General features: G+C 35.7%; 12 protein-coding genes, 1 pseudogene and 1 riboswitch. Of the genes and pseudogenes, 1 reads left to right on the top strand and 12 read right to left on the bottom strand.

Annotation, left to right across the window (positions count from 1 at the left end):
• Positions 1-13: 13 nt before the first annotated feature.
• The 12 genes and pseudogenes from G7059_RS01970 to G7059_RS01915 form a co-directional block, all read right to left on the bottom strand.
• Positions 14-1,774, bottom strand: a complete 1,761-nt coding sequence (locus G7059_RS01970) for a glycerophosphoryl diester phosphodiesterase membrane domain-containing protein (protein WP_166080418.1) — start codon at positions 1,772-1,774, stop codon at positions 14-16.
• Between the two features lie 39 nt (positions 1,775-1,813).
• Complete coding sequence (locus G7059_RS01965; protein ID WP_166080417.1) at positions 1,814-3,025, bottom strand: sodium:proton antiporter; 1,212 nt, start codon at positions 3,023-3,025, stop codon at positions 1,814-1,816.
• A gap of 44 nt (positions 3,026-3,069) precedes the next feature.
• Positions 3,070-3,151, bottom strand: a riboswitch (Fluoride riboswitch).
• A 29-nt stretch (positions 3,152-3,180) separates the two neighbouring features.
• The gene (locus tag G7059_RS01960) at positions 3,181-3,738 is read right to left on the bottom strand and encodes a sugar O-acetyltransferase (RefSeq protein ID WP_166080416.1); all 558 of its coding nucleotides are present in this window, start codon (positions 3,736-3,738) and stop codon (positions 3,181-3,183) included.
• A 63-nt stretch (positions 3,739-3,801) separates the two neighbouring features.
• Complete coding sequence (locus G7059_RS01955) at positions 3,802-4,176, bottom strand: DUF2513 domain-containing protein (protein ID WP_166080415.1); 375 nt, start codon at positions 4,174-4,176, stop codon at positions 3,802-3,804.
• Positions 4,177-4,248: 72 nt separating this feature from the next.
• Positions 4,249-5,183, bottom strand: a pseudogene (locus G7059_RS01950) (dihydroorotate dehydrogenase).
• Positions 5,180-5,932, bottom strand: coding sequence for a dihydroorotate dehydrogenase electron transfer subunit (locus G7059_RS01945; protein WP_166080414.1), 753 nt, complete (start codon positions 5,930-5,932; stop codon positions 5,180-5,182). Before G7059_RS01945 ends, G7059_RS01950 begins: the two are co-directional and overlap by 4 nt.
• Positions 5,920-9,018, bottom strand: coding sequence for a carbamoyl-phosphate synthase large subunit (gene carB, locus G7059_RS01940; protein WP_166080413.1), 3,099 nt, complete (start codon positions 9,016-9,018; stop codon positions 5,920-5,922). The genes G7059_RS01945 and carB overlap by 13 nt, the downstream gene beginning before the upstream one ends.
• The gene (locus tag G7059_RS01935; RefSeq protein ID WP_166080412.1) at positions 9,015-9,410 is read right to left on the bottom strand and encodes a carbamoyl-phosphate synthase domain-containing protein; all 396 of its coding nucleotides are present in this window, start codon (positions 9,408-9,410) and stop codon (positions 9,015-9,017) included. The genes carB and G7059_RS01935 overlap by 4 nt, the downstream gene beginning before the upstream one ends.
• The gene (locus tag G7059_RS01930) at positions 9,395-10,654 is read right to left on the bottom strand and encodes a dihydroorotase (RefSeq protein WP_166080411.1); all 1,260 of its coding nucleotides are present in this window, start codon (positions 10,652-10,654) and stop codon (positions 9,395-9,397) included. Before G7059_RS01930 ends, G7059_RS01935 begins: the two co-directional genes overlap by 16 nt.
• A 1-nt stretch (position 10,655) precedes the next feature.
• Entirely contained in the window at positions 10,656-11,531 is an 876-nt protein-coding gene (locus tag G7059_RS01925; protein WP_166080410.1) for an aspartate carbamoyltransferase catalytic subunit, read from the bottom strand.
• Between the two features lie 223 nt (positions 11,532-11,754).
• Positions 11,755-12,735: a Gfo/Idh/MocA family protein gene (locus tag G7059_RS01920; protein WP_166080409.1), complete on the bottom strand. Its 981-nt coding sequence runs from the start codon at positions 12,733-12,735 to the stop codon at positions 11,755-11,757.
• Positions 12,735-13,757 (bottom strand): zinc-binding alcohol dehydrogenase, encoded by a 1,023-nt coding sequence (locus G7059_RS01915; RefSeq protein WP_166080408.1) that lies wholly within the window; start codon positions 13,755-13,757, stop codon positions 12,735-12,737. The genes G7059_RS01920 and G7059_RS01915 overlap by 1 nt, the downstream gene beginning before the upstream one ends.
• A 470-nt stretch (positions 13,758-14,227) precedes the next feature.
• Between G7059_RS01915 and G7059_RS01910 the strand changes: the two genes are divergently transcribed.
• Complete coding sequence (locus G7059_RS01910; RefSeq protein ID WP_166080407.1) at positions 14,228-15,370, top strand: hypothetical protein; 1,143 nt, start codon at positions 14,228-14,230, stop codon at positions 15,368-15,370.
• Positions 15,371-15,457: the final 87 nt, after the last annotated feature.

Genomic DNA, 15,457 nt, shown 5'->3' with positions numbered 1-15,457 from the left:
GTCGAGCCTTTTATTATCTCATTATTTCGTACACAAGAATCTCAAACGATGAGATCTCTTGTACACTTTTTTTAACTTCTTGAGCAATTTCTACATCATCGGTTATGACACCAGAAAGATATGACATGAAGTAGTGACGGAGTCTTAAGTCATCATTGATTGTCCACACTAGAAGTCCTTTATCGTTAGAAATAATGCTTTGAACCACATCATCTGTAATCGAAGAATCTTCCAGAGAATAAAAATCAACATTGAGTATTTCAAGTTCACCAAAGTTGATACCAAGAATAAATCCAGTTTCTGCGTTGGGATATTTGGCTTCATATTCAGTAATCGTCTTTTTGTCGAGTGATTGGAATGTACTCATTTTAAACATATCGTGACGATTTAGAATATCTGTAACTTTTTCTGTTAATAAGGGATTATTGAAAGTCTCTGCTTTAAATTCTATCAACAGACTTTGATTTAATTCTTTTGCTTTGATTACAAACTCTTCAAATGTAGGGATTTTTGACTTTATACCATCTTTGCTTAACTCAATACTCTGTAGTTCTTCTAGAGTTGATTGAGCTATTTTAACGTTTTTCGATCCTAATCTTTTGGTGTTAAAATCATGATATACAACGATTTCATCATCTTTAGTAATCTGTACATCAATTTCTACATAATCAGGTTTAAACTCATTCACCTTAGTTAATGCTTCGATTGTATTTTCAATCGTTCCAGGTGATTCGGCACGGTGAGAAATAATTAATGTTTCTGATTTTTCATCCATTCTCCCCATATCAAAGTAGATATATACGAAAGACAAGATATAAAACCCAGTGATTCCTGTTAGCACGAGTATTTTTGCAAGCCCACTGCGTTTATAACTTTTTCTATGATATTCAGAACTTTCCGTAATTTCATAATAACGAACTACAATCATCTGTATTGAGAGAATCATCCACATAGATATCGCTATGATTAAGAGTACGATGGCACTAGTGTCAATTGCGATTAAGATTACGCGAGGAATTGATGGAAATTGCATTGCAAGAATAGCAGAAATCGCAGGAATTCCATAGAGAATTGCAACAGAAAATATCATAGTAATCAACCAGCCAATGAAAATTAGTAAACCTAGCTTTATGAATGATTTTCTTGTAATCTTCCAACTTTCTTTTATAGCGTCAATGAAACGCTTTTCTGGGTTCATAACATAGATAATTGGGGTAAAGACCAATCGAATGTTTAGGTAGAGAAATATTGCATTACCAGCAAGATACACAAGCGTGAGAGCAAAATTTTGAAAGATACTTGAAACAATGAACTCTGGCAAGTGAAATTGTGATACATATGTAATTGACATCGCAAAGTTCATATTTGGTATCACAAGAAAGACGTATGGAATAATCAATAAAATATCTACGCTTACAAGTCTTTTTATGAATCGCGGAATCTCTTTAAAGTTGAACTTCTGTTCATGAAATGAATCACCAACAATTCTGATTAATATTGCGAATTGAATTATTACAAACAAGACAGTTACACATAGCACAGCAAACAGGGTGAGGATTACAATCGGTTGCTTAAGAACCTGTAGATAATTATCACTTGTTATGGATACGAGGTGTCCTTTATTCAGTCCGTAACGAAGTAGTATACGGACGATACGTTTCATAAATACCACAAGAACTTCCACAAGAGCGATGACAAACAGATATCTGAAAAAATTGTCTTTAATTGCTCTAAAGCTCTTGTTAAGTGTTGATTTTACTGAGTATTTCGTCATTAAATCACCTCTTTGATTTTAGTTTAACATAAACTTTATTTATTTGACTGTTTCAATTTCTATCATAGTTATATTTGCACTATCATTACTTAGTAATACTGGATGAAGTCTATCAATTAGAAAAGCTCCTAAAGGCGCTGTAAACATAATTGCAATTGTAGCAATTGACAGTATTAAGGAGCCATTAGCAAAGCCCATTGCCAATGGAATACCTCCTATCGCAGCCTGTACAGTTGCCTTGGGGATTCCCGTAATCATGCAAAAAAGTTTCTCCCGAATATTTAAGTCACTTCCTAGTAAACATAAGTAAATCCCAATTGCTCTTATTATTAATACAAGCACTATCATAAGAAGTGCTGACACCCCTGCAATATGTACAGTCTTAATTTCTACTAATGCACCAACCAATGCAAATAAAACGATTTGAGCACCACTCCACATTGTATTAAGTTGTGATTCTACACGTTGAGCCGTCTCTTTCTTCTGAGCGTTAATCATGAAGGCAGTTGACATTGTGCAGATAAGTCCTGAGAAAGGGAAAATATCTTGCACACTATCCTCTATGCCTAATAGCATAAACCCTATTGCTAATAATAGAAGTGTGATGTTTGTTACACTAATGCGATCAATAACAAAAGAGAATATGTAGCCAATGAGTAAGCCGATACTTATCCCAAGAAGTATTGATATCGGTATTTGTAGAATCTGAGTAAGCGATATATTTACACCATTTCCTAAACCTAAGAAAGAGCTAAACACAACAATATTAAACACATCATCTATTGAATCACTGGTTAGAATAAGTTGAGGGATCGCTTTATTAGTTCCATAACCATCTTTCATAAGCTTTAACATTCGTGGAACAATAACTGCCGGTGAAGCAGAAGCTAGTATTGCGGCTGTCATTGCTGCATCTTGTACTGAGAATCCAAAAAAGTACTGTGATAACACAAAACTAGCACTCATCTCAAAAATTGCTGGTACAAACGACATGAATAGTGCACTCATTCCCATTTTTTTGAAATCACAAAGATTCAAGGATAAACCAGCTCGTATAAGAATTATTAATAATGCAAGTTCGCGAAGCTCCGAAGATATATTTAACAGCTTCTCATCCAGTATATTTAGTACGGATGGACCTAGAAGTATACCCGCTAGTAACATACCAATTAAACCTGGTACTCCAATACTTTCAAATACCCTACTTAAAAGATATCCTACGATAATAATCAATGCAAAACTAACTAACATATATGTCTCCTATCTGCGAGGTCAAATAAAAATGACCTCTGCTAAAAAAAGCAGAAGTCATCAGCAATTTCTCAATTGCGGTTTTATTGATCATCAATATGGGAGAACTTCATTCCCAGTAGGATAATATCATAAGTATCCTCTTATCGCAATTTTTATTTCTGTTTCTTTATGACTCTACACGGATTGCCTGCCGCGATAACATTATCTGGTATATCTTTATTTACAACACTTCCTGCTCCGATTACTACATTATTACCAACAGTTACTCCTGGTAATATTTGCACTCCTGCTCCAATCCAAACGTCATTGCCTACCGTTATTGGATAAGCATACTCTAATCCTTGTGCGCGTTTTTCAGCATCTATTGGATGTCCTGCGGTATAAAAACCACAGTTTGGTGCAATAAAGACATTATCTCCAAACTGAACTTTTGCGCCGTCTAAAATAATTGTATTGTGATTCGCAAAGAAATTCTTTCCTACATGAATGTTCTTACCGTAATCACACCAAAAAGGAGCAACAATTACCGAAGTCTCGTCGATTGTTCCAAATATTTTTTCTTGTAAAGCTCTTTGTGATTGACTATCTGAAGGATAGAGACCGTTATACTCATGACATAAATCTTTACAACGTCTTCTCTCATTTATCAACTCCACATCATTATTTGCATCGTATAATTCACCACGCATCATTTTCTGTCTTTCAGTCATTGTTTTCTCCCTTATTACTTTCTTACTATTATACTAAAAAAGACCCTAATTTAAAGAGTCTCTTTACATTCCATATCGTGTAGATAAGAATGAATGATAGGCATAAATGAAAATTTCAAGATTATAACTTGGATACTTAGAGTCGATAATCTCTTTAAACTCTACAAATGTATTTTCATCTTGCATTGCTGCAAGGAGGTCTTCTCCATATCGCGTTAAATCATGGATAAATGTCTCCTCAGGGTTATAGGTAAGAGATTCTGAGAATTTCATACTTGCACAGTTTGATAAGTCCATCTGTTTAAGATGAAACGTTATCTCATGATCAGTATAGGCATCAAGATGTAAATCTCTTTGTGATATTACTTCTTTTTGTGTTTGATTTAATGCATCATATGATAGTAATATGTCACGGATGCAATCAATATTTAGATTCATACAGCATCCTCCTCTAATTTGATTATAACAGATTAAATCTCTCATTCGTTCAAATATTAGAAATTTGTGTAATTAATCACGTGCTTTTAGATTGCGTTCTTCACGAACTTCTTGTATCAATGTTTCGATTGATTCAACTCCTAATTCATCCATTCTTGCAGGTAATCCTTCAATTAACTCTGGACAAATCATAGGATTAATAAGGTTAGCTGTCCCAACTGCTACTGCACTTGCACCCGCAAGAATCATTTCAATAACATCGTCGACTGTTTCTACGCCTCCCATACCAATAATAGGAATATTAACTGCTTGGCTTACCTGATAGATCATACGGATTGCTACAGGCTTGATAGCAGCTCCTGATAGCCCCCAGTAACATTAGCAAGCAATGGTTTTCGAGTTTTAACATCAATTCTCATCGCTGTCAAAGTATTAATCATAGTGATGCCATCAGCTCCAGCTTCTTCGACTGCTTTCGCTATTTCAACAATATCAGTAACATTAGGAGATAACTTAACATAAATAGGCACTGAAGATACTGCTTTTACTTTACGTGTGAGACGTGCTGCAACTTCTGGGTCAGTTCCAAAAGCAACGCCACCCTCTTTAACGTTTGGACAAGAGATATTGAGCTCGATAGCTTTAACGTTCGGTGCTTTCGATACAATCTCGCATACTTTTACATATTCGTTTTCTGTTGATCCTGCAACGTTTGCGATTAATGGTAAGTCAAATTGTTCTAGGAAAGGAAATTTTTCTTCCATCACAATTTTTAAACCAGGGTTCTTAAGACCAATTGCATTCATCATGCCACTCGCTGTTTCACATACTCGTGGTAAATCATTACCCACTCTTTCTTCATAGGTAGCAGCTTTCGTCATGATTGAGCCTAAGATACTTAGATCATAATACTCAGCAAAGTCTTCACCAAAGCCAAAGCACCCACTAGCAGGCATAATTGGATTCTTAAGTTTTAATCCAGGAAGATTAACTTCTAATCGATTCATAACTGTACCTCTTTCGCATTAAAGACAGGACCTTCTTTACATACACGATGTTTTTTATCTTTGGTTTCACAACCATAACACGCACCAATTCCACATGCCATTCGTTCTTCTAGAGAAATATACACATGAGGATGATTTTCAAACTTACTCTGAACTGCTTTATTCAAAGCTGCAGGTCCACATGCGTAGATAGCATCATATTCTAATGCATCATCAAAGTCTGTAAATACATGACCTTTGATTCCCATACTTCCATCATCTGTAGAAACTGAAACTTGTGCAAGTTTTTCAAACTTCTCTAGATAATATACATCCTTGTCATTAGCATAACCAAGACGACAGTCTATCTTTGCATTCTTCCAAGCTGCTTCTTTTGTAAGTTGATAAAGCGGTGCAATACCAATTCCACCACCTACAACAAGTACACGACTTCCTGCTTTTAAGATTGATGTATCGAATCCATGACCTAGAGGCCCTAAGACATCGACCTTATCACCTTTTTCGTAATGAGACATTTCAAGAGTACCTTGACCAACAACACGGTACACGATTGTGCATGTGTTGTTTTCACGGTCCACTGAAGCCACACTAATTGGTCTTCTTAAAGGAGTACTTTGATTCTTTAAACGGATATGCAGAAATTGTCCCGCTTGAATTGTTGTGACATTCTCACAGCTTAATACCATTTCATAGATTTGGTGAGCAATTTTCTTTTGTGATAGTATGGTCATCATATTTAATTTTGCCATCTTCTGTCCTCCAATTCCCAAGGCGTTGTGATTTTTGAACCAATTACATGGAACATTGCTTTTGATGTTTCCAATGATGTAAAGAGTGGAATGCTATGTTCTGCTGCAACTCTTCGGATGAGGAATCCATCTGTAATTGTTTGTGAATCACCACTGACTGTGTTCACTACATAACTGATTTTTTTATGTCTTAACATATCTAAGATATCGTATTCTGAATCATCTGAAACTTTTGAAATTTCTTTAACTTTGATACCATGTGAGCTAAAATATTTCGCTGTGTTTTGAGTAGCAATAATACTGAATCCTCGTTGATAGAGATATTTTGCTTGGCTTAATGCTTCTTCTTTATCATCATCAGCAACCGTAAAGAGAACTTTACCACTGTACTCAATATTCAACCCACTCGCTACAAACGCTTTATATAGAGCTTGATTGAGGTCAAAATCTGATCCTAAAACTTCTCCAGTAGATTTCATTTCTGGGCTTAGTGTTGTATCAACACTTCTAAGTTTCGCGAACGAAAACACAGGCGCTTTAACGTGAACTCCATTAACTTCTTTTTGATAACCGAATGGTCCCTCTAGTTTTTCTCCTAGCATTGCCCACGTCGCTACTTTTGTCATTGGGATTCCAGTAACTTTACTAATGAGAGGTACTGTTCGGGACGCTCTTGGGTTTGCTTCGATAACATACACTGTATCTTTGTCTACAATAAATTGAATGTTAATTAAACCAACAATTCCAAGACCAAGCGAAAGCTTTTCGGTAATATTAATGATTTCATCTTTAATTTCTTGACTCAAATTTTGTGGTGGGTATACTGCCATTGAATCTCCTGAGTGAACTCCTGATTTTTCAATGTGTTCCATCATTCCTGGTACAATAACATGTTCACCATCGCATACTGCATCCACTTCAACTTCTGTACCGTAGATATATCTGTCGATAAGTATGGGTGTGTCAAATGAGATTGTATCAAGGTGCTCAATTAATCCTTCTTCTGAGTGTATAACGCGCATTGCTTGGCCACCTAGAACAAAACTTGGACGAATGAGTACTGGATAACCTATTTCCCGGGCAATATCAATGAGTTTATCTTTATCTATTGCGCTGGATCCTTTTGGTTGCTTGATATCAAGACTTTCTAGTATCTCTTCAAATTCTTTACGATTCTCTGCTTGATACATAGATTTTACAGAAGTACCAATGATTTTAACTCCTGCTTGATCAAGTTTTTCTGCCAAGTTAACTGCTGTTTGTCCACCAAATTGAACGATAACACCTTCTGGTTTTTCATGATTTATGACATTCATAACATCTTCAAATGTTAGTGGTTCAAAATATAAACGGTCTGCAATTTCAAAATCAGTAGATACTGTTTCGGGATTATTATTGATTACGATTGCTTCATAACCTTTTTCTTGTACCGCTTTAATACAATGTACTGTTGCATAATCAAACTCTACACCTTGACCAATACGAATTGGACCGGAACCTAAGACAAGAATCGAAGGCTTATCGCTTACAATGCTTTCGTTATCTTTATCATATGTGCTGTAGAAATAAGGTGCACTGTATGGTCGTAATCCGCCACTTGCATCAACTGCTTTGTAGACTGGTTTGATGTTGTGAGCTTTATTTATTTCCACATCACTAAATCCAAATCGTTTTTGTTCGTAAATATCTTCGCTCTTCTCAAGCTCGACAATGTGTAAGATTTTATCTAAGAAGAATATATCGATTTTTGTTAAGTCATGGATTTCTGAAATCTCGACTCCTTGACGAATTAATTCAGTGACATAGAATATTCTCTCATCAGTTTGTGCAAGTAGTCCTTCGAACAGTTGTTCTTTAGACATTGATTCTAAATGACGAAGACGTAGATGGTGTGTTCCCATTTCTAATGAGCGAATTGCTTTTAGAAGTGAGCTTTCAAGGTTACGTCCTAAGGCCATAACTTCACCTGTTGCCTTCATTTGTGTACCGAGCTTACGGTTACCCTTTTCAAACTTGTCGAATGGCCAACGTGGTACTTTGGTAACAACATAATCAACGACTGGTTCTAAGAATGCATGATGATCCTTAATGATTGGATGTTCAATTTCTGTAAGCTTCTTACCTACAGCAATTTCAGCTGTTATCTTAGCAATTGGATAACCAGTTGCTTTAGATGCTAGTGCTGATGATCGCGATACACGTGGGTTTACTTCGATTACATAGTATTGTTTAGAATGAGTGTCAAGAGCGAATTGGACATTACAGCCCCCTTCAATTTTAAGAGCTTGGATGATTGAAAATGCGCTTTTTCTTAACATGTCGAGTTCATCTTGAACCAGTGTTTGAGCAGGTGCGAACACAATAGAATCCCCAGTATGAATTCCTACTGGGTCCAAGTTTTCCATTGTACAGACAACCATACAGTTGCTGTCGTGGTCTCTTAACACTTCATATTCAATTTCTTTAAATCCTGAGATATCTTGTTCGATAAGACATTGACTTACAGGTGATAGCATTAATCCTTGAGCAACGATATCAAGTAGTTCTTCATCGTTTGCACAATGTCCTCCACCACTTCCTCCGAGAGTAAATGCCGGTCTAACGATTACTGGATAGCCAATTTCATGCGCCGCTACTAATGCCTCATCTTCTGTATGAACAATTGAACTATGAGGTACAGGTTCACCTAATGTATCCATTAAAGTTCTAAATTGCTCACGGTCTTCAGCTTGTTCGATTGCTTCAACTGCAGTTCCTAATAATTCAATATTGTACTTTTTGAGAATCCCTTTTTTATGAAGCTCAATAGCAAGGTTAAGTCCTGTTTGACCTCCAAGGTTTGGTAAGATTGCATCGATGTTTTCATGTTCTAATATACGTGATACAAATTCGACTGTAAGTGGTTCGATAAAAATACGATCCGCTACATCGGTATCTGTCATAATTGTTGCGGGATTTGAGTTTACTAAGACGACATAATATCCTAATTTTTTGAGTGCTAAACAGGCTTGTGTTCCTGCATAATCAAACTCTGCTGCTTGTCCAATAACAATTGGACCTGAACCAATAACTAATACTTTTTTCATGCGAGCTCCTTTGTTGTAATGCGAATAGATTGAATATTGTTTGCTTGAATATAGCGAACGAGCTCTCGTGTATCGATACCTTTAACGCCGATAATTCCTGTTTCATGACAATAATTCTCTAATGTATTCTGTGATTCAAAATGTGATGGACATTCACTTAATTCACTAACAATCATCGCTTTCAATGTTGTCTGTTCATTACACTCTTTTCCAGATATCCCTACTGAACCAATTTCAGGATAGGTGTGAATTGCAATTCCTTCTTTATTAAAGTTTGAGAGGTACGAACTCACGTTTGTATCTATAAAAATTGATCCTTCCGTATTGGCTTCACTACCAAATGATTCTCCTACAAATACTTTTTCTTCATTTACTATTATAAGACGTTCCATACTGCTTCTCCTTCGACTAGTGTTAAGACACACATTCCCATGACTGTTTTATTGAGAAATGGCGTATTGAGTGATTTAGATTTAAACTCTTTCTCTTCTAATACTACTGGTGTTTCTAAGTCAAATACTGATATATCTGCCTTACTACCAACTTCAAGCGTTCCGTTTCCTAAGTTAAACACCATGTTTGGTACGATACTCATCCAGTTTTGGAGATTTTCTAATGTAACTTCATTCTTAATTACAAGTTCTGTATAGAGAAGTGGAAATGCTATCTCGCTACCAATGATTCCAAATGGTGATGTTTCGAATCCTCCACTCTTGTCCTCATGAGTATGGGGAGCATGATCTGTCGCAATCATATCGATGGTTCCATCTTTTAAAGCTCTAAGTAATTCTTCTTGGTCTTCTTTAGCACGAAGTGGTGGGTTCATTTTATAGTTTGAATCGTTTCCTGGGATATCCATTTCATTTAAGAGAAGATGATGTGGTGATACTTCTGAAGTCACATGAGCTCCTATTGTCTTACCAAATCGTATCGCTGCAACACTATCAGCATCGGAGACATGACAGATATGATAATGAACACCTGTTTCTTTAGCAAGCAGAACATCTCGGGCAATTTGAGTTGATTCCGTAAGTCCAAGCATTCCTTTTAATCCCAACTCTTTATTTCTAATACCTTCATGCATAACGCCACCGTAGAGAAGGCTTTCGTCTTCAGTATGAGCAACGATTGGTTTACCGATTTTCTTTGCTTCTAGCATCGCTTCGTACATTACATCAGCTGTTTGAACACCAACACCGTCATTAGTATAAGCAAACGCATCAATATTCTTCATATCAACGAGTTGATTACTTCTTAAGTTCTCTGTAATTGGTGCATATTGATACACATTTACTAATGCATCTCTTTTAATGATTTCATTAATCTGATCCATTACTTCTTTTGTATCTGGAACTGGATTTGTATTCGGCATTGCACAAATAGTTGTATATCCACCACGTGCAGCTGCCATGCTTCCAGTTTTGATTGTTTCTTTATCTGTGAATCCTGGTTCTCTTAAGTGAACGTGAACATCAACAAGTCCAGGCATTACACATTTACCTTGAAGATCCTCGATTACATCACCGTCTAAGTTTTTTTCTATTGCGACGATAAGACCGTCTTCAATTGCGATATCTCTTATGATTCCTTCATTTCCTTTTTTTATTATAAAAGCATTCTTAAGTATTTGTCTCATCTTATTCTCCCATCACTGATTCTAATATTGCCATACGCATGTAAACTCCATTTTCCATTTGTTTTACGATGCGTGATTGGGGGCATTCTACATAATCATCAGCAATTTCAACATTTCTGTTAACTGGAGCAGGATGCATGATAATTGCGTTTTTCTTAAGCAATGGGTAATTGTCTTTATTTAATCCGTAGAGTTGGTGGTATTCTTCTTGTGAGAGGCTTTCTTCTGCTGTATGGCGTTCTAATTGAACTCTTAATAACATCATGACATCGGCGTGGTTTAGAGCTTCTTCCATGCTTACATAGCGTCCCCATTTTTCAAGTGATTTTTCATGGTAGCATTCAGGGCCAACGAAGAGAACTTCTGCACCCATTCTGTAAAGTAACTTAGCATTCGACATTGCAACGCGGGAATGACTCAAATCTCCGGCAATCGCAACTGTAAGACCATTGATTTGTCCAAACTCTTCATAGATTGTCATCATGTCGAGTAGTGATTGGGAAGGATGTTCACCGACACCAGAACCAGCATTAATGATCTTAATTCCAACATCCATTAAAGGTTTATAGTAATCAGAATCACTATGACGAATTACTGCTGCGTTAACACCTAAGGCTTTCATTGTTAGGAGTGAGTCGTAAAGTGTCTCACCTTTCTTAACCGAGCTGTGATCTGCATCAAAGTTAATCACATGCATTCCTAAGTGGTACTCTGCCATTTCAAAACTCGTCTTAGTGCGAGTACTGTTTTCAAAAAACATATTTACAACATGTCCTTTGATGGTGTTTGTTAGTCCTTGTTTATAATCAATTGCTCTGTTGATTAGATTCATTACATCGTTATATCCTAATTGCTCAATACTTACAAAATGCTCCATGTTTCCACCTCTCATAAAAAAGAGTCTCTTTCGCGCAAGGAAAGAGACTCATCGTTTATATACATAAAGATGGTATCGTTTTGTCTTTCCTTGCATGCCTCTCTGGACATTACTTAAAGGATCTTTTTATTTCATATACATCGTAATGTTATAGGGATGAAAAGTCAACCTTTTAACAAAATTGTTCATGAAATTATTTTCACTATATTAGTTCAAAAATATTTTACTTATCCATTGGGAAAACTATACCACTTTGTTTTCGTGCTTCTGTAAGAACATCATGGATATCTTGACTCATGGAATGAGGAATCTTCTCAGATTCAATTTTACCTTTTTTCACGTTTTCGATCATCTCTTCTATTTCATATTTAAAGTTATCAATTACTTCAACAGTTAAGTTTTTACGTTCATTATTCTTATAATCTACAAAGATTAGTTTCCTTGGATTACTTGGCTGATCAATAATTAGAGTTCCCTTTTCTCCACAGATTTCGCAATAGTTATCTGTAGTACTTGCTTTGGAATAACTTAGGTTTGCAATGAAACCATCGTATTCAAAAATACTTGATCCAGCGACATCAGCACCTGTATCGAGTAAAGTTGCGGCACTTAGTATTCTATTCGGCTTACCAAAGAGTCCAATGCAGAAACCAAAGATGTAGACGCCTAGGTCCATCATTGAACCATTTGCTAGTTCACTTCTAAATGTTGTAGGGTTTTCGCCGTTTAAATATGCATCATATCTTGAAGAGTATTTTGAGAAGTTTAGGTTAACCTGACGAATTGGTCCAACTAAATCTAATGACTCTTTAAGAATAAGATAGTTTGGATTATAAAGTGGTATTAGCCCTTCTTGTAGGTACGTATTGTGTTTTCTTGAAGCTTCAATCATTGAGAAGACTTCATCACGATTGGAAGCCATTGGTTTTTCGCAAAATACTGGAATGTGTTTTTCTAAGAAATATTCTGTCATATCTTTATGCATTGCATTCGGAGTAGCGACATATACTGCTTCAATGATTCCTGCTTCATACATGTCCTCATACGACTTGAAGGAATTAGGAATATTATATTTCTCAGCGAATTTTATTGCGTTACCATAACGTCCACTACATACTGCTACTACTTCACACTCTTCAACAAATTTAGACCCTTCCATAAAAAAGTCTGACACAAAGTTAGTTCCTATGATTCCAAATTTCATTATTTTTTCCTCCAATCAATAATGACACCTGTATAATTATTCTTATCATTCATTAATCCATCATATGCTTTAAACAGTTCTTCAGCATCCGCATTAACTCTATGACTGATAAAATCGTCTGAATTAATAACTCCTTCATTAAGAAGTCTTTCAAGATATTTCATTGATCGTTTTATTGATAGCTTTGAACCCACTGATTCTTCGTATGGGTAACGGCGATTCATTGCACCAATAATATGGAGCATCTTCGTATGAATAGCATTAAACATTGGCGTTACATCAAGCTCATACGCTGTTCTTGGTGATCCTAGCAGCAAGATTGTTCCTAGGTATGAAGTTGCCTCAATACATGTTTCAATGCCTGAGGAGTATCCTGACGCTTCTACCGCAATGTTTACACCCTCGTAATCTGTTGCTTCCATTATGCGCCTTGAAAACGTATCAATCGATCCAAATAGAACTGTATCTGCACCAAACTTTTTAGCTAGAAGAGCACGATGTTCTTCAGGGTCACAGGCAATAACCTGAACACCCATTTGCTTATACAAGATTACAAGAATGAGTCCTAGAGTCCCTAAACCATTAATAAGGACAGTATCCTGGCTCTTTACATCAACAGGTAAGATACCATTCATCGCTATCCATGACATCATCAATAAGGCACCATTTTCTGCTTTTGTTTCTGGTTCTAAACGATATAGTATTCCACCATCACTCTTGTTCTTATCGTAATACTGAATATTACTATGAGGTCCGCTAAATAGGACACGATCACCACTAGTAATTCCATCAATATTATCGCCGACCTCTAGAACTTGACCCACCGAACAATAACCCGGATACACAGGATATGTTGCACCTTGTTTTAGACCAAAAACTCTAGACAACTCTGTTCCTGGACTTATTAAGGAAACCTCAGTTTCAATAAGACATTCATCAACACCAATATTTCTTCTTTCGAATTCTTGAGATTCAATACCAACATCTTTAACACCACGTATTATGACCGATTTTTGGTTCATTATATCTCCCTTCTTGGTATATTAACTTGATTTCAATATATCGTTTTGGTGCAGTATTGTCAATTTGAAGCAAGAAGGCATTTAATGTTTTATTTTACTATTTTTCATTCTTTCCTAGCCCTGTTGAAACCAAGCTTCGATTTAATCTTACTAATTGTGTTAGTTCATTTCATAATCGATAATAATTTGCTTTATATATGAAATTCATAAACAAAGTATAATTACATCAAACGTCTTCCTTATTACATTCTTTACAATTTTGTTTAATGTTACTTACAAATTATTTCAAGTAAATACGTAACTTATCGATATTTATATTCCTGATCACAGATATAGTTTATTATAACAAGGCAATTTTTGTCGCTTTATTCTGGAAATTATTGAATTTTCGTTACATTTATTTTACCTTTAGTAACATTTAACAAATAGTTGACTGGATTTCCGTTATTCTTAACCTCGGAGGATTTTTTATGAAGAAATTATTACTTGCGCTAGCTTTAATGTTAGTACTCGTTGGATGTGGCGATAAGAAGGATTCATCAGCAGAGAATCAAACAACATCAAATCAAGTTAGTGACAAAAATTCATCAGGATATAAAGACATTACAGTTCAGGTGGAAGACAGCGAATTCACATTACCTATTAGAATTTCAGACTTTAAGAATTTAGGATGGGAGATGAAAGAAGTCAACCATAAGTACAAATCAAAAAATGTTAGTATTGCCAACGCAATAAAAAACGGAAAAGAAATAGAATTACAGATCTATAGTTTTGCACCTAATGAGATATCATACGATGATGCATATATCGTAGGAGTAACCGTAGACTTTAATAAGGTAGACACAGATGCAACATTTATGGGTACGCTTAAGAAAGATTCTAGTCTTACTGATGTTGAAAGTGTATTTGGGAAGCTAGAATCCTATTCAAATAGTAATGGTAAAGCCGTAAATATTGCGCCAGGACCTAAACAGAATGGAACTATTGAGTTTAACAGTGATGGAAAAGCTACAAAAATTGCTCTTCGTTCACGCGTTCTTAGCACTTCTCAGATTGAAAGATTAGCTAGTGAACATTCACAAATCATCATTGAAGGTAAAAATTCAAAACCGACTTCTCTAGGCAGCATTGAGGAAGGACAACGAATGACACTTGAAGGTACAATCTTTACAGTTCCTATGAGCATGAAAGAGCTTCTCAATGACGGGTGGAAGTCAGATAGATATAAAGAATCTGATCTAGTCGCTGGAAACACCAGTCTCATTGAACTAAAAAAGAATGATGCAACAATTAATGTTTTTGCATCGGATAAAGGAAATGAGAATGTAAAGCTTAAAGATTTAGTAATTTATCAAGTAATCATCGAAGCTAAAGATAATGCAAAGGTTGAACTTTTAGGAAACATTACTTTTGAAAGTTCAATCGATGATATTAGAAATATCTTTGGCAACAAGGAAGAAACAAAAGGTTTTAATGGAGTACGCCTTCTCGAATACGCAGAGGGAAATCTTAGTGGTTTTGAAGTTAATGGATATGTTTTCGTTTTATCTGATGACGATAAGATTTCTGAAATTAGACTTTATGGTGATGCAGCATTCTACTTTGAACATTAGTCCCTTATAGGGATGACTTGCTACTAAATACACCTCTCAGTTTTCTATTCAAGCTATTCTTTACTTACAAAGAAACTGATAAATAAT

The sequence above is a fragment of the Erysipelothrix sp. HDW6A genome (assembly GCF_011400295.1).
Taxonomy (GTDB): Bacteria; Bacillota_I; Bacilli_A; order Erysipelotrichales; family Erysipelotrichaceae; genus Erysipelothrix.
This window is presented reverse-complemented; position numbering and strand designations above follow the sequence as displayed.